Source organism: Streptomyces sp. NBC_01233 (genome assembly GCF_035989305.1).
Classification (GTDB): domain Bacteria; phylum Actinomycetota; class Actinomycetes; order Streptomycetales; family Streptomycetaceae; genus Streptomyces.
In genome coordinates, this window is the sequence record NZ_CP108514.1 from 2583652 (window position 1) to 2603832 (window position 20181).

Here is a 20181-nt window from a genome sequence, read left to right on the forward strand (position 1 = left end):
GAACGCCACAGCGCCCGCCACCCCTGGTCGGGGACGTGGCGGGCGCTGTGTCGGGAGTTCCGTACGCCGTTGTACGGACCGTATGAGGGGTCCCGCCCACGAAGGGCGGGGTACTGCCGGTGTTACACGGTCAGCGAGCGGTCCGTCGGCTTGACCGGGTACGGGAGGGCGCTGGTGCCGGTCAGGAAGCGGTCCACGCCGCGGGCGGCCGAGCGGCCTTCCGCGATGGCCCAGACGATGAGCGACTGGCCGCGGCCCGCGTCGCCGGCGACGAAGACGCCGTCGACGTTGGTCGCGTAGGAGGCGTCGCGCTCGACGTTGCCGCGGGCGTCCAGCTCCAGGCCGAACTGGTCGACCAGACCGTTGGCCTGGTCCGTGCCCGTGAAGCCCATCGCCAGGGTGACCAGCTGCGCGGGGAGGACGCGCTCGGTGCCGGGCTTCTGGACGAGCTTGCCGTCGACGAACTCGACCTCGACCAGGTGCAGGGCCTTGACGTTGCCGTCCTCGTCGCCCTCGAAGTGGGTGGTGGAGACGGAGTAGACCCGCTCGCCGCCCTCCTCGTGCGCCGAGGTGACCTTGTAGAGCATGGGGAAGGTCGGCCAGGGCTGGTTGGCGTTACGGTCCTCGCCCGGCTTCGGCATGATCTCCAGCTGCGTGACCGAGGCCGCGCCCTGGCGGTGGGCGGTGCCCACGCAGTCCGCGCCGGTGTCGCCACCGCCGATGACGACCACGTGCTTGCCCTCGGCCGTGATGGGGGGCGCCATGAAGTCGCCCTCCTGCACCTTGTTCGCGAGCGGCAGGTACTCCATCGCGAAGTGGATGCCGTTCAGCTCGCGGCCCGGAACCGGAAGGTCGCGGGAGACCGTGGCGCCCGCCGCGATGACCACCGCGTCGAACCGCTTGCACAGGTCGGTGGCGGTGATGTCGCGGCCGACCTCGATGCCGGTACGGAACTTGGTGCCCTCCGCGCGCATCTGCTCGATGCGGCGGTTGATGTGCACCTTCTCCATCTTGAACTCGGGGATGCCGTAGCGCAGCAGGCCGCCGACGCGGTCGGCGCGCTCGTACACCACCACGGTGTGGCCAGCCCGGGTCAGCTGCTGGGCCGCGGCGAGACCCGCCGGGCCGGAGCCGATGACGGCGGCCGTCTTGCCGGAGAGGCGCTCCGGCGGCTGCGGGGTGACGTTGCCGTTGTCCCAGGCCTTGTCGATGATCGAGACTTCGACGTTCTTGATCGTGACGGCCGGCTGGTTGATGCCGAGGACGCACGCCGACTCGCACGGGGCCGGGCACAGCCGCCCGGTGAACTCCGGGAAGTTGTTCGTGGCGTGCAGGCGCTCGCTCGCCGCCGACCAGTCGTCGCGGTACGCGAAGTCGTTCCACTCGGGGATCAGGTTCCCGAGCGGGCACCCGTTGTGGCAGAACGGGATGCCGCAGTCCATGCAGCGGCCGGCCTGCTTGCTGATGATCGGGAGCAGCGAGCCCGGAACGTAGACCTCGTTCCAGTCCTTCAGCCGGTCGGTGACAGGACGGGTGCAGGCGGTCTCGCGCTGGGTGGTGAGGAAGCCCTTCGGGTCAGCCATGGGTCGCCGCCTCCATCATCTTCTCCGTGGTCTCGGATTCCGAGAGTCCGGCGAGCTCAGCGGCGTCCTTGGCGGCGAGCACTGCCTTGTACGTGGTCGGGATGATCTTGCTGAAGCGGTCCACCGCGACGGACCAGTCAGCCAGGAGCTTCGCGGCCACGGTCGAGCCGGTCTCCTCCTCGTGGCGGCGCACCACATCGTGCAGCCACTGCTTGTCGGTGTCGGACGGGGCCTCTACGGCGCCCGCGTTGCCGACGTTGACGTTGTTCGGGTCGAGGTCGATGACGTACGCGACGCCGCCCGACATGCCGGCCGCGAAGTTGCGGCCCGTCTCGCCGAGGACGACCGCGGTGCCGCCGGTCATGTACTCGCAGCCGTGGTCGCCCACGCCCTCCGAGACGACCAGGGCGCCGGAGTTGCGGACACAGAAGCGCTCGCCGGTGCGGCCCCGCAGGAACATCTCGCCGCCGGTGGCTCCGTAGCCGATGGTGTTGCCGGCGATGGTGGAGTACTCGGCGAGGTGGTCGGCGCCGCGGTCCGGGCGGACCACGATCCGGCCGCCGGAGAGGCCCTTGCCGACGTAGTCGTTGGCGTCGCCCTCCAGGCGGAGGGTGATGCCCTTCGGCACGAAGGCGCCGAAGGACTGGCCGGCCGAACCGGTGAAGGTCAGGTCGATCGTGTTGTCGGGCAGGCCCGCGCCACCGAACTTCTTGGTGACGTGGTGGCCGAGCATGGTGCCGACGGTCCGGTTGATGTTGCGGATCGCGACCTGGGCGCGGACCGGCTGGGCCGTCTCCGCCGAGTCGGCGTTCAGCGCGTCGGCGGCGAGCTCGACGAGCTCGTTGTCGAGCGCCTTCTCCAGACCGTGGTCCTGCTCGATCAGGGCGTGGCGCACCGCGCCCTCGGGCAGCTCCGGCACGTAGAAGAGCGGCTCCAGGTCGAGACCCTGCGCCTTCCAGTGCGTGACGGCCTTCGTCGTGTCGAGCAGCTCGGCGTGGCCGACGGCCTCCTCGATCGTGCGGAAGCCCAGCTCGGCGAGGAGCTCGCGCACCTCCTCCGCGATGAACTCGAAGAAGTTCACGACGAACTCGGGCTTGCCGGAGAAGCGGTCCCGCAGGACCGGGTTCTGCGTGGCGATGCCGACCGGACAGGTGTCCAGGTGGCAGACGCGCATCATGACGCAGCCGGAGACGACGAGCGGCGCGGTCGCGAAACCGAACTCCTCGGCGCCGAGCAGCGCGGCGATGACCACGTCGCGGCCGGTCTTGAGCTGGCCGTCCGTCTGGACGACGATCCGGTCGCGCAGCCCGTTGAGCAGCAGGGTCTGCTGGGTCTCGGCGAGGCCGAGCTCCCAGGGGCCGCCCGCGTGCTTGAGCGAGGTGAGCGGGGAGGCGCCCGTACCGCCGTCGTGGCCGGAGATGAGGACGACGTCCGCGTGGGCCTTGGAGACACCCGCGGCGACCGTGCCCACGCCGACCTCGGAGACCAGCTTCACGTGGATGCGGGCGACCGGGTTGGCGTTCTTGAGGTCATGGATCAGCTGAGCCAGGTCCTCGATGGAGTAGATGTCGTGGTGCGGCGGCGGGGAGATCAGGCCGACGCCCGGGGTGGAGTGCCGGGTCTTGGCGACCCACGGGTAGACCTTGTGGCCGGGCAGCTGGCCGCCCTCGCCGGGCTTGGCACCCTGCGCCATCTTGATCTGGATGTCGTCCGCGTTGACCAGGTACTCGGAGGTGACGCCGAAGCGGCCGGAGGCGACCTGCTTGATCGACGAGCGCCGCGCCGGGTCGTACAGGCGGTCCGGGTCCTCGCCGCCCTCACCGGTGTTGGACTTGGCGCCCAACTGGTTCATGGCGATGGCGAGGGTCTCGTGCGCCTCCTTGGAGATGGAGCCGTACGACATGGCGCCGGTGGAGAAGCGCTTGACGATGTCGGAGATCGGCTCGACCTCGTCGATGGAGATCGACGGGCGGTCGCTCTTGAAGCCGAAGAGGCCGCGGAGCGTCATGAGGCGCTCGGACTGCTCGTTCACGCGGTCCGTGTACTGCCGGAAGATGTCGTACCGGCGGTTGCGGGTGGCGTGCTGGAGGCGGAACACCGTCTCCGGGTCGAACAGGTGCGGCTCGCCCTCGCGGCGCCACTGGTACTCGCCGCCGATCTCCAGCGCGCGGTGCGTGGCCGCGATGCCGGAGACGGGGTACGCCTTGGCGTGGCGCGCGGCCACCTCCTTGGCGATGACGTCCAGGCCGGCGCCGCCGATCTTCGTGGCGGTGCCCGCGAAGTAGGTGCCGACGAAGTCCTCGTTCAGGCCGACGGCCTCGAAGACCTGGGCGCCGCGGTAGGAGGCGACGGTGGAGATGCCCATCTTCGACATGACCTTCAGGACGCCCTTGCCGAGCGCGTAGATCAGGTTCTTGATGGCCTGCTCCGGCTCCAGGCCGGTCAGGAAGGTGCCGGCGCGCAGGAGGTCCTCGACGGACTCCATGGCCAGGTACGGGTTGACCGCGGCGGCGCCGTAGCCGATCAGCAGCGCGACGTGGTGGACCTCGCGGACGTCACCGGCCTCGACCAGCAGACCCACCTGGGTGCGCTGCTTCGTGGCGATGAGGTGGTGGTGCACGGCGGAGGTGAGCAGCAGCGACGGGATCGGCGCGTGCTCGGCGTCCGAGTGGCGGTCCGACAGGACGATCAGGTGCGCGCCGTTCGCGATGGCCGCGTCGACCTCGCCCCGGATCTCCTCGATCCGCGCGGCCAGCGCCTCGCCGCCGCCGGAGACCCGGTAGAGGCCGGAGAGCGTGGCGGCCTTCATGCCCGGCATGTCGCCGTCGGCGTTGATGTGGATGAGCTTGGCCAGCTCGTCGTTGTCGATCACCGGGAAGGGCAGGGTGACGCTGCGGCAGGACGCGGCGGTCGACTCCAGCAGGTTGCCCTGCGGGCCGAGCGAGGACAGCAGCGAGGTGACGAGCTCCTCGCGGATGGCGTCCAGCGGCGGGTTGGTGACCTGCGCGAAGAGCTGGGTGAAGTAGTCGAAGAGCAGCCGGGGGCGCTCGGACAGGGCCGCGATCGGGGAGTCCGTGCCCATGGAGCCGAGGGGCTCGCCGGCGGTACGGGCCATCGGCGCGAGGATGACGCGCAGCTCTTCCTCGGTGTAGCCGAAGGTCTGCTGGCGGCGGGTGACCGAGGCGTGGGTGTGCACGATGTGCTCGCGCTCGGGCAGGTCCGACAGCTCGATCTCGCCGGTCTCCAGCCACTCCGCGTACGGGGCGGCGGCGGCCAGCTCGTTCTTGATCTCGTCGTCCTCGATGATCCGCTTCTGGGCGGTGTCGACGAGGAACATCTTGCCGGGCTGCAGGCGGCCCTTGCGGACGACCTTGGCCGGGTCGATGTCGAGCACGCCGACCTCGGAGCCGAGGACGACGAGGCCGTCGTCGGTGACCCAGTAGCGGCCGGGGCGCAGACCGTTGCGGTCGAGGACCGCGCCGACCTGGGTGCCGTCGGTGAAGGTGACGCAGGCCGGGCCGTCCCAGGGCTCCATCTGGGTGGAGTGGTACTTGTAGAACGCGCGGCGGGCCGGGTCCATGGAGGTGTGGTTCTCCCACGCCTCCGGGATCATCATCAGCACGCTGTGCGGGAGCGACCGGCCGCCGAGGTGGAGGAGCTCCAGGACCTCGTCGAAGGAGGCCGAGTCGGAGGCGTCCGGGGTGCAGATCGGGAAGATCCGGTCCAGCACGCCGTCGCCGAAGGCCTCGGAGGCCAGCTGGGACTCGCGGGCCTTCATCCAGTTGCGGTTGCCCTTGACCGTGTTGATCTCGCCGTTGTGCGCGACGAAGCGGTACGGGTGGGCGAGCGGCCAGGACGGGAAGGTGTTCGTGGAGAACCGCGAGTGGACCAGGGCGAGCGTCGAGGCGAAGCGACGGTCGGAGAGGTCGGGGAAGAAGGGCTCCAGCTGGCCGGTGGTCAGCATGCCCTTGTAGACGATGGTGCGGGCGGAGAGCGACGGGAAGTAGACCCCGGCCTCGCGCTCGGCGCGCTTGCGCAGCACGAAGGCCTTGCGGTCCAGCTCGATGCCGGTGCTGCCGTTGGACACGAACAGCTGCGAGAACGCCGGCATGGTGGCGCGGGCGCCGTTGCCGAGCAGGTCCGGGGTGACCGGGACCTCGCGCCAGCCGAGAACCGTCAGGTTCTCCTGGGCGGCGATGGCCTCGATCTGCTCCACGGCGACGGCCTGTGCGGTGCCGTCGGCGGGGAGGAAGGCGATGCCGACGGCGTACGCGCCGGCCTCGGGGAGCTCGAAGCCGGCCACCTCGCGCAGGAACGCGTCCGGCACCTGGCTGAGGATTCCGGCGCCGTCGCCCGAGTCCGGCTCGGAGCCGGTCGCGCCGCGGTGCTCGAGGTTCCGCAATACGGTCAGGGCCTGCTCAACGAGGGTGTGGGTGGCCTCGCCGGTGAGGTTCGCCACGAATCCGACGCCACAGGCGTCCTTCTCGTTGCGCGGGTCGTACATGCCCTGCTGGGCGGGGCGACCGTCCATGGGCGACCAGGCGGTGGTGCTGAAGCCGGTCGCGGAGTGCGTGGATGCGGAACGCATCGGCTCTCCCGTCGTCGTCGTGGCATATGTGCATAGCCGAGGGACGACGTTGGCCCTCTGCGAAATTTCGTGCAGATTACATGATGACGACAATCCCGAGAAGCGGATATGCCATTCCAGCATGCGGACACTGCACAAGGCAGGAAGAGGAGACTTTCGCGGCGTTCTGCGGACGCAGACCGGCGCAGCACGAGGCGAAGGTCCCGGATGCAGGGCGGGCATCGTTGCCCGGAGCCCTGGACTGATGCCCGGCGGACACGGGATCGAAACCGCCGGGTAATGGACTACTTATGTGGTGCACTGCATAGTGTCTCACTGCAAGGCCGGTCAGCCTATGGCTCCGCCGATCCAGGTTCCCAGGATGTACGTCACACCGGCGGCCGCGCCACCCAGGACGAGCTGGCGCACGCCGCTGTACCACCAGGACCGGGCGGTGACCCGGGAGACCACCGCGCCGCAGGCGAAGAGCCCGGCCAGTGCGAGCAGCACCGCCGGCCACAGGGCCGTGGCGCCGAGCAGGTACGGCAGTACGGGGAGCAGCGCGCCCAGCGCGAAGGAGCCGAAGGACGAGACCGCGGCGACGATCGGCGAGGGCAGGTCGTCGGGGTCGATCCCGAGCTCCTCGCGGGCGTGGATCTCCAGCGCCTGCTCGGGGTCGCGGGACAGCTGCATGGCGACCTCGCGGGCGAGCATGGGCTCGACCCCGCGGGAGACGTAGAGCTCGGCCAGCTCCTCCATCTCGTCGGCCGGGTGCTTGCGCAACTGCTGCCGCTCTACGTCCAGTTCCGCGAGGACCAGCTCGCGCTGCGAGGCGACGGAGGTGTACTCGCCGGCCGCCATCGAGAAGGCGCCGGCCGCGAGGCCCGCCAGTCCGGTGATGACGACGGTCTGCGGGGCGACGGCGCCGCCGGCCACGCCGGTCATGAGGGCGAGGTTGGAGACGAGGCCGTCCATGGCACCGAAGACGGCCGGGCGCAGCCATCCGCCGTTGACGTCGCGGTGGGTGTGGTTGTCCCGGTGCGCGGTGTGCAGCGGTGCTTCGATGTCGATGATGGACATGCCGAGATATCTCCCCATTTGTGCGAACGGGCGCCGCGAGACACCCCGCGCCCCCTGAACACCTCGAAACTACGCACGATTTCTGCCGCCCGCCAGCAAGGAAGGCCGTACTTACCTGCGGTTTTGTGGGTCGGCGACCGGGTGACGACGGGCTTCGCGGGGTGTTTCGCGACGAGCGACAAACCACATGACGTGGCACAAATCCCCCAAGGGCTCATGATGAGCCCCATCCAATGTGGGAGAGGCGCGCCATGGAGCCGGTGAAGCTGATTGCATGCAATCCGCAGGTCCTCCTCGAACGGGCCAGGGGCGCTCTTCTCGGGCTCGCGGTGGGCGACGCGCTGGGCGCCCCCGCGGAGAACATGAAGCCGTCGGAGATCCGGGCGAAATGGGGCCGCATCGAGGGTTTCGTGTCGGAGGACCCGGCGGGCACGGACGACACCGAGTACGCGATCTTCTCCGGGCTGCTGCTGGCCCGCCACGGCTCTGCGCTCACCGTCTCCCACGTGGAACGCGCCTGGCACCACTGGATCGCGGACCTCGACGAAGGCCCGTTCCGCGGCGCCGGGTTCTCGGAGCGCGGCACCCTCGAAAACCTCCGGCGGGGCCTGGCCGCCCCCATCTCCGCCCAGCACCGGCACGCGTGGTCGGACGGTCTCGCCATGCGGGCGGCGCCGTTCGGCGTCTTCGCGGCCGGCCGGCCCGCCGAAGCGGCCCGGCTGGTCGCCATCGACGGCACGGTCAGCCACGACGGCGAGGGCATCTACGGCGGCCAGGCGGTGGCGGCGGGCGTGGCGGCGGCGATGGCCGGCGGCAGCCCGGCGTCCGTGGTCTCCGCGGCCCTCTCCGTCATCCCGTCCGACTCCTGGACGGCCCGCTCCCTGCGCCGGGCGGTCACCGCCGCCCCGCGCGGGGAACGGGCGGTGCGCTCCGCGGTGGTCATCGGCGGCTACCCGTGGACGGACCTGGCGCCCGAGGCCGTCGGCCTCGCCTTCGGCGCCTTCGCCGCGTGCCGGGGCGACTTCCCCTCCTCGGTCCTGACCGCGGTCAACATGGGCCGCGACGCGGACACCACGGCGGCGGTGGCGGGCGCCCTGTCCGGCGCGATGTCGGGCGCCGCCGCGATCCCCGCCGCCTGGTCCTCGGCCATCGGCCCGGTCCGCGGCAGCTGCCTCCCCTCGATGCGGGGCTACCACGTCCTCGACATCGCGGACCTCCTCACCCCCGAATACGAGGCCCCCCGATGACGCCGCCGGACCCCACCCCGCAGCCACCCCACCTCCCACCGGCCACCCTGCCCGCGGCACCGGCACCCACCCCACCGCCGAGCCCGACGGAACGGACTCCGGGCCCAGGACCGCGCGCGGCGGGCCCGGCCGCGCGGTCGGAACCGGAGCCCGGCATCCCACCGCACACAACCCTGACCCAGAACACCCGGAACCACGAGACCAGGGGCCCCCACCCGGAACGGCACCCGGCCGCACCAGCAGAACCACAGCCCGGCCACCAGACGCACGCAGCCCTGACCGAGGACACCGGGAACCGGGGGGCCGGGGGCCCGCACCCGGTTACGGGAAGGGGCGGGGTGGGGGAAATCTCCGCCCCCGCCGACGGCCCGCACCCGGATCCCCGCGCATCCGCGGCCGCAGGCGGAGCCGGGGCCGGGGGCCGAGCCCTCGCCGGAGGCCAGGCCGGGGCCCGGGTCGGGGGCGTGGCCGCGGCCGGAGCGGGGGTCGGGGCCCTGGCGGTGGCCGGGGGCGGGGGCGGGCCCTTGGCGGTGGCCGGGGACAGGGGCGGACCCCTGGCGGTGGCCGGGGGCGGAGGCGGACCCCTGGCCGTGGCCGGGGACAGGGGCGGACCCCTGGCCGTGGCCGGGGACGGAGGCGGACCCCTGGCCGTGGCCGGGGACGGAGGCGGACCCCTGGCCATGGCCGGGGGCGGAGGCGGACCCCTGGCCGTGGCCGGGGACAGGGGCGGACCCCTGGCCGTGGCCGGGGACGGAGGCGGACCCCTGGCCGTGGCCGGGGACGGAGGCGGACCCCTGGCCGTGGCCGGGGGCGGAGGCGGACCCCTGGTCGGGGCGGCGCGCGGGTGGGCCGGTGATGTGGCCTTCGGGGTGCTCGGCGCGGGGCCGGGGCTCCGGATCGCCGGGGTCCGGGTCGTCGAGCGGCCCGCCGGGCCGGCGGCCTCCGCACCCGCCGAGCTCCCCGCCGGGGCCCGGCGGATCGAGGGGCTCCTCCTCGGGCTCGCCGCAGGCGACGCGGCCGGGTGGCCCGCGGCCCGCCACCGCGCCAGCCGGATGCCCGAGTGGACCCGCCGTCTCACCCGCGAGCTCGACACCTTCGCCGAGCAGAACGCCACCACCACCCTCCCCGTCCCCATCGCCCTCAACCAGCCCCCCGAGCCCCTGCGCCTCGGCCCGTCCGACGACGCCGAGTGGGCCGCCTTCGTGGCCGAGTCCGTGCTCACCGCCGCCGGCGTCCTGCTCAGCGACCTCTCCCGGTCCCGCCGCATGCGCGCCGCCATCGACCTCGCGTGGAACGCCCTGGCCTCCGAGGTCGCCGCGGCGGCGGAGCGCGCGCCCGAGGTCGAGTCCGCCGTCCTCCCCCTCCGCGCCCGGATCTCCGTCCGCGCCGGCCTCGGCAACCTCGCCACCGGCCTGCGCCCGCCCGCCACCGGCCACGACAATCCGCACTACTTCGACGACGCCGCCTGCATCCGCGCCTGCGTGCTCGCCGTCGTCCACCCGGGCGACGCGAGGGCCGCCGCCGACCTCGCCGAGTTCGACGCCCGCTACACCCAGGACGGCGACGGCGTCCACGGCGCCCGCGCCATGGCCGCGGCCATCGCCACCGCCCTCGCCACCGCGGACGTCGACGCCGCCGTGGAGGCCGCCCTCGCCCAGCTCCCCGAGGCCACCGAGATCGGCCGCAACGCCCGCCACGCCGTGGACCTCGCCCGTACCCGCACGGACGGCGGCGGCGCCTTCGCCATCGTCCCCATCCTCGAACACGAGATCGTGGACCACGTCTACAGCTACGGGATCGCCGCCGCCGAGACCGTCCCCGTGGCCCTCGCCCTCGCGACCGCCGCCCGCGGCAGGGTGACCGAGGCCGTCCCGGCGGCCGCCTGTCTGTCCCGCGTCGCGGATTCCGCCCCCGCCCTCGCCGGCGCGCTCACCGGCGTGCTCGGCGGCGGCGATTCGATCCCCGCCGCCTGGCGCGAGGCCTGCCGCACCCTGTCCGGCTGCGCCCTCCCCCGCCTCGCCGGCACCGACCTCGTGGAACTCGCCTCGCTCCTGGCGCGTACGGAACTCACTTCACCCAAACCTCAAGGGATGATTCGGACATGACGCTCACGTTGGAGGACCGGGCCTGCGGCGCTCTCGTCGGGGCCGCCGTCGGCGACGCGCTCGGCGGCCCGGTGGAGGGCTGGACCCCGGACCAGATCGTGGAACGGCACGGCGGCCGCGTGCACGGCATCGTCGGCCCGTGGCACGAGAACTGGCGCACGGCCCGCCCCATCGCCCCGTACCACAAGGGCGACGGACACGTCACGGACGACACCCTGATGACGCACGCGCTGGTCCGCGTCTACGAGGCCGTACGGGACCACCTCGACTCCCACGCGATCGCCGAGCACCTGGTCCCCGACCTGATGAACAACCCCCGCTGGATCCCCGAACTGGAGGCCGAGGCCCTGCCGTTGCAGCGGATCTTCCTCGCCGAGAAGTGGATCGTGACCCGGCTGCACTACGCGCACGTCGACCCCCGCGAGGCCGGCAGCGGAAACATCGTCAACTGCGGGGCCGCGATGTACATGGCGCCGGTGGGCCTCGCCAACGCGGGCAACCCGGCGGGCGCGTACGCCGAGGCGCTCGACATCGCCGGCGCGCACCAGTCCTCGTACGGACGGGAGGCGGCGGGCGTGTTCGCGGCGGCGGTGGCCGCCGCGTGCGTGCCCGGGGCGACGGCCGCCTCGGTGGTGGACACGGCCCTGTCCCTGGCCAAGGACGGCACGCGCGCCGCGATCTCCGCCGTACGCGAAGTGGCCGTCGCCCACCGGGACTTCGAGTCGGCGCTGGCCCCGCTGCGGGCGGCGGTGGCCCCGTACGACTCGGTCGGCCCGGACTACCGCGCCCCCTCGCTCGACGCCCGCCGCCCCTCCCGGCTGCACTCCATCGAGGAACTCCCCGTCGCGCTGGGGATGCTGCTGGTCGCGGACGGCGCGTACGAGGCCTCGGTGCTCGGCGCGGTCAACTACGGCCGGGACTGCGACTCCATCGCCACCATGGCGGGGGCGATCGCCGGGGCCCTGGGCGGCGAGGCCGTGGTCCCGGCCGTGTGGGCCAAGCAGGTCGCCGAGGCCAGCCGCCTCGACCTGCACGCACCGGCGCTGGCGATGGCCGCCGTGGCCCGCGAGGTCTTCGCCCTCGACCGGGCCCGCCGCCGGACCCACGAGTCGGCCTTCACCGCGATCTCGGCCCCGCGGTGAAGGCGCCCGCGGCCTGCGCCCCGGACTCCGTCCGGCTCACGTGGGCCCAGCCCGAGGACCTCGTCGGGCACGAGCTGCGTCAGGCGGCCGAGGACGGCCGGGACCCGGAGCCCGCCCGGCGCGCCTGGCTGGCGGCGGGCGGCAGCCCGGCCCCGGACCGCGCCGGCGCCTCCCCGACCCCGGCGGCGCTGGAGCTCCGCGCCCTCGCGGTCGGCCTGCTGGACGAGCTCGCCGCGCAGACGTCCCCGCTGGCCGCCGCCGAGCCGCAGCCCTGGGGGGCGATCGTCGCAGCCTGCCCGGACTGGCCCCCACCCGCCACCCGCCGCACACCCGCGCCCGGCGCACACCATGCGCAGGACCGGCCGGAAGCCACCCCGGAGGGCCGGGCCCGCAGCGGAAACACCCCGGACCCCGCCCCCACCACCCCAACCCCGGAAGAACACCCCGCCCGGGCCGCACACCATGCGCAAGACCAGCCCGAAACCACCCCGGAGGACCGGGCCCGCAGCGGAAACACCCCGAACCCCGCCCCCACCACCCCAACCCCGGAAGAACACCCCGCCCGGGCCGCACACCATGCGCGGAGCCGGCCGCAGGCCACCGGGCAGGCCCGGGACCCGGCCGGACACCGGCCGGACTGCCGCCCCGGCGCTCCAGCCGCAGAGGGGAACCCCGCCGGGGCCGGACAGGACCTGCGGACCCGGCTGGAAGCCGCCTGGCTGGGCCGGGCCGTCGGCTGCCTGCTCGGCAAGCCCGTCGAGAAGCTCCCCCTGGAGGGGGTCCGGGCGCTGGCCCGCGCCACCGGCAACTGGCCGCTGAACGACTGGTTCAGCGAACGCGGCGTACCGCCGGAGGTGCTGGCCGCGCACCCCTGGAACCGCCGCTCCGCCCGCACCTCGCTCGCCGAGAACATCGACGGCATGCCCGAGGACGACGACCTCAACTACCCCCTGCTCGGCCTGCTCCTGCTCCAGCGGCACGGCAAGGGCTTCACCACCGCCGACGTCGCCCGCCTCTGGCTCGACGAACTGCCCGCCGGGCGGACCTTCACCGCCGAGCGCATCGCGTACCGCAACCTCCTGCTCGGGCTGGAGCCGCCCGCCACCGCCACCCACCACAACCCCTTCCGCGAATGGATCGGCGCCCTCATCCGCGCCGACGTCCACGGCTGGACCAACCCCGGCGACCCGGCCGCCGCCGCGGCACAGGCGTACCGGGACGCCGTCCTGACCCACACCGGCAACGGCGTCTACGCCGCCCTCTTCATCGCGGCCGCCACCGCCGAGGCCGCCACCGGCCGGGCGGACGTCCACACCGCGCTCCGGGCCGGGCTGGCCGTCGTACCGCCCCGCTCCCGCCTCGCCGAGGCCGTCCGCCTCGGAATCCGGGCGGCCTCGGACGAGGCGGACTTCGACCTCGTCGTCGACCGGCTGCACGCGCGCTTCGGGCACTACCACTGGGTCCACGCCGTCCCCAACACCGCCCTGATCGCGGCCGCCCTCACCCACGCCGACGGGGACTTCACCCGCTCCGTCTGCCGCGCCGTGTCCGGCGGCTGGGACACCGACTCCAACGGGGCCACCGCCGGCGCCCTCGCCGCTCTGGTCGCGGGCTCCCCCAGCGCCCTCCCGCACCGCTGGACCGCTCCCCTCAAGAACCGTCTCGCCACCACCGTCCTCGGCTTCGACGGCATCGGCTTCGACACCCTCGCCCACCTCACCGCACAGGAGGCAGCACGCTCATGACGGCAATCGCCGTGCTCGGCAGTACGAACATGGACCTCGTCGCCTACGTCCCCAAGGCCCCGCGCCTCGGGGAGACCGTCACCGGGCGGTCCTTCCGCACGGTTCCCGGCGGCAAGGGCGCCAACCAGGCCGTCGCCGCCGCGCGTTCCGGCGGGGAGGTGGTGATGATCGGCGCGGTCGGGACCGACGAGTTCGGCGTGCGGCTGCGCTCCGCGCTCGCCGCCGACGGGATCGACACCGCGGCCCTGCGCACCGTCGAGGGAGCCAGCGGCACCGCCCACATCACCGTGGACGACGAGGGCGCCAACAGCATCATCGTCATCCCCGGCGCCAACGCCCGCGTCACCGGCCTGGAGGCGGGGGACGACTCCCGGATCGCGGCCGCCGACTCCCTCCTCCTCCAGCTCGAACTCCCCCTCACCGCCGTCCTCGCCGGCGCCCTCGCCGCCCGCGCGCACGGCGTCCGTACGGTCCTCACCCCGGCCCCGGCCCAGCCTCTGCCCCCCGAACTCCTCGCCGCCACCGACCTCCTGGTGCCGAACGAGCACGAGGCGGCCGCCCTCACCGGCCTCACCGACCCCGGCCAGGCCGCCGAGGCCCTGCTGAGCGACGTGCCCGAGGTGGTGATCACCCTCGGCGCAGCCGGAGTCCTGTACGCCGCCCGCGGCCGTGCGCCCCTCGCAGTGCCCGCGCCGCGGGTCCGGGCCGTGGACACCACGGCCGCCGGGGACACCTTCGTCGGCGCCCTCGCCGTGGCCCTGGGCGAGGGCCGGCCGATGCCCGACGCCCTGCGCTGGGCCTCGACGGCGGCCGCGCTCTCCGTGCAGCGCCCCGGCGCCCAGGACTCGATGCCGACCCGCGCCGAAACCGACGCCGCCGCTGCCCTGGCCGGGCCGGATCCGGAACCCGCCCGGCCCCCCGCCCGGCCCTCCGGTCCTGCCCACCCCGGCCGCACACCCGGGAACGGGCCCGAGGCCGCCCCCGGAGCCACCGCGTGAGCCACGGCGTGAGCGCCGACGCGGCGCCGGGTACGGCAGGAGCGGTGGCGGGCCCCGGGCGCAGCAGCGAGGCCGCCCCGGTCGACGCCCGGCCAGGGCAGGGGCGGGGGCCGCTGGACGGGCTGCGCGTGCTCGACCTGGCCACCCTGTTCGCCGGGCCGCTCGCCGCCACCCTGCTCGGCGACTTCGGCGCCGAGGTCGTCAAGGTCGAGCACCCCGGCATCCCCGACCCCTCCCGCGGCCACGGCCCCGCCAAGGACGGGATCGGCCTGTGGTGGAAGCTGCTCGGCCGGAACAAGCGGACGATGACCCTCGATCTGTCCACTCCGGGCGGCCGGGACACCCTGCTGCGGCTGGCGGCCACCGCCGACGTGGTCATCGAGAACTTCCGCCCCGGCACGCTGGAGAAGTGGGGCCTCGGCTGGCCCGAGCTGTCCGCCGCCAACCCGCGCCTCGTCCTGGCCCGCGTGACGGCCTTCGGCCAGCAGGGCCCGTACGCCCACCGCCCGGGGTTCGGCACCCTGGCCGAGGCTATGAGCGGTTTCGCCGCGATCACCGGGGAACCGGACGGGCCGCCGACCCTGCCGCCCTTCGGGCTCGCCGACTCGATCGCCGCGCTGACCACCGCGTACGCCGTGATGACGGCCCTGGCCGGGCGCGACCGCACAGGGCACGGCCAGGTCGTGGACCTGGCCATCGTCGAGCCGATCCTCACCGTGCTCGGCCCGCACCCGCTCTGGTACGACCAGCTCGGCTACGTCCAGCCCCGCACCGGCAACCGCTCCGCGAACAACGCCCCCCGCAACACCTACCCCAGCGCCGACGGCCGCTGGCTGGCCGTGTCCACCTCCGCGCAGTCCATCGCCGAGCGGGTCGTACGGCTGGTCGGCCGGCCGGAGCTGATCGCGGAGCCCTGGTTCGCGACCGGGGCCGGTCGGGCCCGGCACACGGACGTCCTGGACGAGGCGGTCGGCGGCTGGATCGCCCGGCACAAGGCCGAGGAGGTCGTCGCCGCCTTCGAGGACGCCGAGGCGGCCGTCGCCCTGGTGTACGACATCCGCGACGTGATGGCCGACCCCCAGTTCGCGGCCCTCGACACGGTCACCGAGATCGAGGACCCGGAGCTGGGCCCGCTGCGGATGCAGAACATCCTCTTCCGGCTGTCCGAGACCCCCGGCGGGATCCGCTGGGCCGGCCGCCCGCACGGCGCGGACACCGACGAGGTCCTGACCGAGCTCGGGCTGACCCGGGCCGAGATCACCGCGCTGCGGACCGAGGGGGCCCTGTGATCCTGACCTGGCTGTACGCACCCGGCGACCGCCCCGCGGTGGTCGCCAAGGCCCTCGGCTGCGGGGCGGACGCCGTGATCGTCGACCTGGAGGACGCGGTACCGGTCTCCCGCAAGGAGTACGCCCGCGCCGCCACCGCCGAACTGCTCGGCGAGCGGCCCCCGGTCCCCGTGTACGTCCGCGTCAACGCCCTGGACTCCCCGTGGGGCGGCGCCGACCTCAACGCGCTCGGCGGGCTGCGCGGGCTCGCCGGGCTGCGGCTGCCCAAGATCAGCGCCCCGGAGCAGATCGGCGCCATCGCCGACCGCACCGGCGGGGTCGGGCTCCACGCCCTGCTGGAGTCGGCGCTGGGCGTGGAGCGGGCGTACGAGATCGCCCGCGCGCACCCCGCCCTGCGCGGGCTCTCCCTCGGCGAGGCGGACCTGCGGGCCGATCTGGCCGTCAGCGCGGAGACCGGGCTGGACTGGTGCCGGTCGCGGGTGGTGGTCGCGGCCCGTGCGGCGGGGCTGGCGCCCCCCGCGCAGTCGGTGTTCCCGGACATCCGGGACCTGGAGGCGCTGGCCGCCTCGTGCGTCCGCGGCCGGTCCCTCGGCTTCCTCGGGCGGGCGGCGATCCATCCGCGCCAGCTGCCGGTGATCGAGCGGACCTACCTCCCGGTGCCCGAGGAGGTGACGGCCGCCGAGGAGATCCTCAGCGCCGCCCGGGCCACCCCGGGTGCGCTGGCCCTGCCCGACGGCCGGTTCGTGGACCCGGCCGTCGTGGCGGCGGCCCACCGCACCCTGGCCCTGTCGCGGCGGGTGGTCACGCGTTGAGCGCCGACCAGAGCCACTGGCCGCCGACCCGGACGTAGAGCCTCTTGTCGGCGGAATCCACGGCCATGGTGCCGTCGAGTGGCGGGCGGGTGAAGGAGGCGTCGCTGACCGGGCCGGGTACCAGCCGCAGCGGCGGGTTCGGCGCGTTCTTGACCGGGATCGTGCCGGTGGCCTGGGCGCCGAGGGTGCCGTAGCTGTTCTCCACCCGGAAGTCGCCGGTGGAGGACTGCTCGTAGTAGATGTGGGTGCCGGTGGGCGCGGTGCCGTACAGCCCGACGACGTTGCGCAGCACGGCGGTGGACCCGGGTCCCGAGTACAGGGCCACGCCCGCGTTGACGGTGGCCCGGTCGCGGTTGGCGATGACCACGTTCTCCAGCGCGCTGGAGCTCGCTGCCCAGCTGATGATGTTCCGCGCGGTGGCCGGGGTACCGGCCGCGAAGTCGCCCGCATAGCAGTAGATGTGGTTCGCGTAGACGTGCTTGCAGCCCGCGTCGGTCTTCAGGTGCGGGCCGCCCTGCATCCGGGAGGTCTCGAACTTGCAGTCCGTGAGGTAGATGCCGTTGGGGTTGTTGGTGGTGACCGCGCCCTGCCCGATCCACAGCGCGCCGGTGCCGAAGGCCTCCAGGCGGCAGCCGATGAAGTGGATCTGGTTGATGTTGTCCTTGCTGTGGCCCCATGCGCCCTCGGTGGCGGAGGAGGCGTTGCGCAGCCAGATGTTGGGCTGGGTGGCGCTGCCGGTGGTGCCGGTGCAGTCCTCGATGACCAGGTTGGCGAGGCGGGAGTCCCAGAACTCCACGGCGTCGATGCACATGTCGTTGTTCGACGACATGAAGACGTCGCGGAAGGCGGAGTTGTTGTTGTAGTACAGCTCCACCAGCAGACCGGTCTTGCGGTTGCCGTTGAAGCCGAGGTTCTCCACGGCGCAGTGGCGGCGGTGCGTGGCGCCGGTGGAGTAGGCCGCCCCCGTACCGGACATCCGCAGCAGGATGCCGTCGCCGCCCTTGACCAGGGTGGCGGCCTTGGCCCCGGCGCCGACGAGACGGATGCCGTCGGCCTTGACGGCCAGGGCCGGGGCGCCTGCGGCCGGCTTGACCAGGTACTTCCCGACGGGGAAGTACACGGTGCCGCCACCGACGGCGGCTGCCGCGTCGAGTGCGCGCTGGACGGCGGCGGTGTCGTCGGTGGCTCCGTCGCCGACCGCGCCGTGGCCCTTCACGTCGAACCAGTCCAGCGTGCCCGTGCCCGTGGCCGTGCCCGTGCCCGTGCCCGCTGCGGTGGCCGGCCCGCCGCCGGATATCACCGCGGCTCCGGCCAGTCCGGCCACGGCTCCGCTCAGCAGGGCCCGGCGGGCGGTCTTCGGCAACTGTTCGGTCATGGTCTCCCTCTCGTGACGACGGCCATCGCAGATGATCATGTCAGTCGCCGCCGACAGACGAAGAGGGGTGCCGCGCGGTACGCGGCACCCCTCTTCGTGACTCTTCCGGTCAGCCCTTCTCGGCCCCCGGGGCCTCGGCCGGCTCGGCCTTGCGCAGATCGGCCTTGGGCGGGCCCGCCTCGCCGTCCTTGGCGTCCGCTCCCTTGGTCTCGGCTTCCTCGGCCTCGGTGCTCTTGCCGTCGGCGTCCTTGGCCCCGGCGTCACCGTCCTTGCCGCCGGAGACATCCGCAGCCGTATCCGGTTCGACCACCGTCTCCCGGCCCGGCCGCAGCCTCGCCGACAGCAGCAGGTAGACCACGGCCAGGACGAAGACCACGATCGAGGTCCAGACGTTCAGCCGCACGCCCAGGACGTGGTGCGCCTCGTCGACGCGCATGTACTCGATCCAGCCGCGGCCCACGCAGTACGCGGCGACGTACAGCGCGAAGGCCCGTCCGTGGCCGAGCGTGAAGCGGCGGTCGGCCCAGATGACCAGCAGCGCGACGCCGATGCACCACAGCGACTCGTACAGGAAGGTCGGGTGGTAGGTGCCCGCGTCGCGGTTCGGGCCCGCGGTGATCTCCACCGCCCACGGCAGGTCGGTGGCCCGGCCGTACAGCTCCTGGTTGAACCAGTTGCCCCAGCGGCCGCAGGCCTGGGCCAGCGCGATGCCGGGGGCCAGGGCGTCCGCCCAGGCCGGCAGCGGGATCCCGCGCAGCCGGCAGCCGATCCAGGCACCCACCGCGCCCAGCGCGATCGCGCCCCAGATGCCGAGGCCGCCCTCCCAGATCTTGAAGGCGTCGACCCAGTTGCGGCCCTCGCCGAAGTACAGCTGGTAGTCGGTGATCACGTGGTAGAGGCGACCGCCGACCAGGCCGAAGGGCACCGCCCACACGGCGATGTCCGCGACCGTGCCCGGCTTGCCGCCGCGCGCGATCCAGCGACGGTTGCCGAGCCAGACGGCGACGAAGACGCCGATGATGATGCAGAACGCGTAGCCGCGGAGCGGGATCGGTCCGAGATGGATCACGCCGGTCGACGGACTGGGGATGTAAGCAAGGTCCATGGCAGACATGACGCTACCCTGCCGGGCGGTGCCTACGGCAACCGCCCGGCAAGACGAAACCAAATCCAGACATGGACCGGCCGGAGGTCAGTCCCCCGAGGAGCCGGTCGAAGAGCGGTTCGCGGAGCCGTTCGACGCCGTCTTCGAGGCCGACGGCGAGGCCTTCGCTCCGGCCTTCGTCCCGGATCCCGCCGACGGCGAGGCCTTCCCCGCCGCCTTGTCGGCCCCCTTGTCGGCGTCCTTGTCGGCGTCCTTGTCGGCCGCGGTCGCGCCGGAGCCCTTGGCCGCCCCCTCCACCTGCTCCTTCAGCTTCTGCGGGGTCACCGGATTGGCCTCGTCGGCGAAGATGTTCTTGCCGTCCAGCAGCACGGTCGGGGTGCCCCGGAACTTCCCGGCGATGAAGGCCTCGTGCGATTTGCCCACCCAGCTGTTGTGGGTGCCGTCCTCGACGCACTTGCGGAACGCGGGGGTGTCCAGCCCGTTCACCTGGCCCGCCAGTTCCAGCAGCTTCTCGTTCTTGCCGTAGGCGTCGTCGACCTCCTGCGGCTGGTTCTGGAAGAGGACGTCGTGGTACTCGGTGAACTTGCCGGCGTCCTGGGCGCAGGCCGCCGCGTTCGCACCCTTCAGCGAACCGCTGCCTCCCATGTTCCCGTCGATGAGCGTGACCAGGTGGTAGTCGACCTTGAGCAGGCCCTTGGCCTCCAGCTCGTGGATCGTCTTCCGGTAGCTGTCCTCGAAGGACTTGCAGGCGGGGCAGCGGAAGTCCTCCCACACGGTGAGGGTGGACTTCGCCTCGGCCTTGCCCGTCTGGATGGCGAGGGCGTCCTTGCCGGTGGCCCCGGAGGGGGCGACCACCGGGCCCGCCTTGGAGCCGCCGCTCTTGCCGGTGTTGGCCGCGATCACGCCGACGACGGTCGCCAGACCGAGGACGCCGACCACCGCCGACGCCACGATGAGGGTCCGTCGGCGCTTGTCCCGGGTCTTCTGCCGCTGGCGCTCCTCCTGGAGTCGCTCCCGAGCCGATCGTTTCGTCGCATCGCGGTTGGCACCGTCGTTCTTCTCGCTCACGTTCGGCCAAACGAAGCAGGGAGGCACTCGCGTGCCTCCCTGCTCCCACTTCCACCCGATCGGGC

13 protein-coding genes are annotated in these 20181 nt (G+C 73.3%); 7 read left to right on the forward strand and 6 right to left on the reverse strand.

Features of this window, described 5'->3' with window-relative positions; translation table 11 throughout:
• Nucleotides 1-122 precede the first annotated feature (122 nt).
• The 3 genes from OG332_RS12035 to OG332_RS12045 form a co-directional block, all read right to left on the reverse strand.
• The gene (locus OG332_RS12035; RefSeq protein ID WP_327413453.1) at nucleotides 123-1583 is read right to left on the reverse strand and encodes a glutamate synthase subunit beta; all 1461 of its coding nucleotides are present in this window, start codon (nucleotides 1581-1583) and stop codon (nucleotides 123-125) included.
• Nucleotides 1576-6114: a glutamate synthase large subunit gene (gene gltB, locus OG332_RS12040; RefSeq protein WP_327419188.1), complete on the reverse strand. Its 4539-nt coding sequence runs from the start codon at nucleotides 6112-6114 to the stop codon at nucleotides 1576-1578. The genes OG332_RS12035 and gltB overlap by 8 nt, the downstream gene beginning before the upstream one ends.
• A gap of 384 nt (nucleotides 6115-6498) precedes the next feature.
• Nucleotides 6499-7230: a VIT1/CCC1 transporter family protein gene (locus tag OG332_RS12045; protein WP_327413454.1), complete on the reverse strand. Its 732-nt coding sequence runs from the start codon at nucleotides 7228-7230 to the stop codon at nucleotides 6499-6501.
• Nucleotides 7231-7490: 260 nt separating this feature from the next.
• Between OG332_RS12045 and OG332_RS12050 the strand changes: the two genes are divergently transcribed.
• The 7 genes from OG332_RS12050 (at nucleotide 7491) to OG332_RS12080 (ending at nucleotide 16568) form a co-directional block, all read left to right on the forward strand.
• Nucleotides 7491-8477, forward strand: a complete 987-nt coding sequence (locus OG332_RS12050) for an ADP-ribosylglycohydrolase family protein (protein ID WP_383575509.1) — start codon at nucleotides 7491-7493, stop codon at nucleotides 8475-8477.
• Between the two features lie 680 nt (nucleotides 8478-9157).
• Nucleotides 9158-10582 carry an ADP-ribosylglycohydrolase family protein gene (locus tag OG332_RS12055; RefSeq protein ID WP_442816346.1) on the forward strand — a complete coding sequence of 475 codons (1425 nt, stop codon included), beginning with the start codon at nucleotides 9158-9160 and terminating at the stop codon, nucleotides 10580-10582.
• Complete coding sequence (locus tag OG332_RS12060) at nucleotides 10579-11724, forward strand: ADP-ribosylglycohydrolase family protein (protein WP_327413456.1); 1146 nt, start codon at nucleotides 10579-10581, stop codon at nucleotides 11722-11724. Before OG332_RS12055 ends, OG332_RS12060 begins: the two co-directional genes overlap by 4 nt.
• A complete protein-coding gene (locus OG332_RS12065; RefSeq protein ID WP_327413457.1) occupies nucleotides 11721-13469 on the forward strand; it encodes an ADP-ribosylglycohydrolase family protein in 1749 nt (582 codons plus the stop codon). The genes OG332_RS12060 and OG332_RS12065 overlap by 4 nt, the downstream gene beginning before the upstream one ends.
• Nucleotides 13466-14467 (forward strand): ribokinase, encoded by a 1002-nt coding sequence (gene rbsK / locus OG332_RS12070; protein ID WP_327413458.1) that lies wholly within the window; start codon nucleotides 13466-13468, stop codon nucleotides 14465-14467. The genes OG332_RS12065 and rbsK overlap by 4 nt, the downstream gene beginning before the upstream one ends.
• 113 nt (nucleotides 14468-14580) lie before the next feature.
• Nucleotides 14581-15756: a CaiB/BaiF CoA transferase family protein gene (locus OG332_RS12075; RefSeq protein ID WP_327419190.1), complete on the forward strand. Its 1176-nt coding sequence runs from the start codon at nucleotides 14581-14583 to the stop codon at nucleotides 15754-15756.
• Nucleotides 15753-16568 carry an HpcH/HpaI aldolase/citrate lyase family protein gene (locus tag OG332_RS12080; protein ID WP_327413459.1) on the forward strand — a complete coding sequence of 272 codons (816 nt, stop codon included), beginning with the start codon at nucleotides 15753-15755 and terminating at the stop codon, nucleotides 16566-16568. The genes OG332_RS12075 and OG332_RS12080 overlap by 4 nt, the downstream gene beginning before the upstream one ends.
• Here the strand turns inward: OG332_RS12080 and OG332_RS12085 are convergent.
• The 3 genes from OG332_RS12085 to OG332_RS12095 all read right to left on the reverse strand — a co-directional run bounded on the left by OG332_RS12085 (nucleotide 16558) and on the right by OG332_RS12095 (nucleotide 20116).
• Nucleotides 16558-17943 carry a glycosyl hydrolase family 28-related protein gene (locus OG332_RS12085; RefSeq protein ID WP_327413460.1) on the reverse strand — a complete coding sequence of 462 codons (1386 nt, stop codon included), beginning with the start codon at nucleotides 17941-17943 and terminating at the stop codon, nucleotides 16558-16560. The two genes, OG332_RS12080 and OG332_RS12085, sit on opposite strands and share 11 nt — an antisense overlap.
• Nucleotides 17944-18052: 109 nt before the next feature.
• Nucleotides 18053-19048 carry a prolipoprotein diacylglyceryl transferase gene (gene lgt / locus OG332_RS12090; RefSeq protein ID WP_327419191.1) on the reverse strand — a complete coding sequence of 332 codons (996 nt, stop codon included), beginning with the start codon at nucleotides 19046-19048 and terminating at the stop codon, nucleotides 18053-18055.
• An 87-nt stretch (nucleotides 19049-19135) separates the two neighbouring features.
• Nucleotides 19136-20116 carry a DsbA family protein gene (locus OG332_RS12095; RefSeq protein ID WP_327413461.1) on the reverse strand — a complete coding sequence of 327 codons (981 nt, stop codon included), beginning with the start codon at nucleotides 20114-20116 and terminating at the stop codon, nucleotides 19136-19138.
• Nucleotides 20117-20181 lie beyond the last annotated feature (65 nt).

Bases quoted from the DNA above. Each gene is read 5' to 3' on its own strand.
- OG332_RS12035 (WP_327413453.1), bottom strand. From the start codon at position 1,583: ATGGCTGACCCGAAGGGCTTCCTCACCACCCAGCGCGAGACCGCCTGC.
- gltB (WP_327419188.1), bottom strand. From the start codon at position 6,114: ATGGACGGTCGCCCCGCCCAGCAGGGCATGTACGACCCGCGCAACGAG.
- OG332_RS12045 (WP_327413454.1), bottom strand. From the start codon at position 7,230: ATGTCCATCATCGACATCGAAGCACCGCTGCACACCGCGCACCGGGAC.
- OG332_RS12055 (WP_442816346.1), top strand. From the start codon at position 9,158: ATGGCCGGGGGCGGAGGCGGACCCCTGGCCGTGGCCGGGGACAGGGGC.
- OG332_RS12060 (WP_327413456.1), top strand. From the start codon at position 10,579: ATGACGCTCACGTTGGAGGACCGGGCCTGCGGCGCTCTCGTCGGGGCC.
- rbsK (WP_327413458.1), top strand. From the start codon at position 13,466: ATGACGGCAATCGCCGTGCTCGGCAGTACGAACATGGACCTCGTCGCC.
- OG332_RS12085 (WP_327413460.1), bottom strand. From the start codon at position 17,943: ATGACCGAACAGTTGCCGAAGACCGCCCGCCGGGCCCTGCTGAGCGGA.
- lgt (WP_327419191.1), bottom strand. From the start codon at position 19,048: ATGGACCTTGCTTACATCCCCAGTCCGTCGACCGGCGTGATCCATCTC.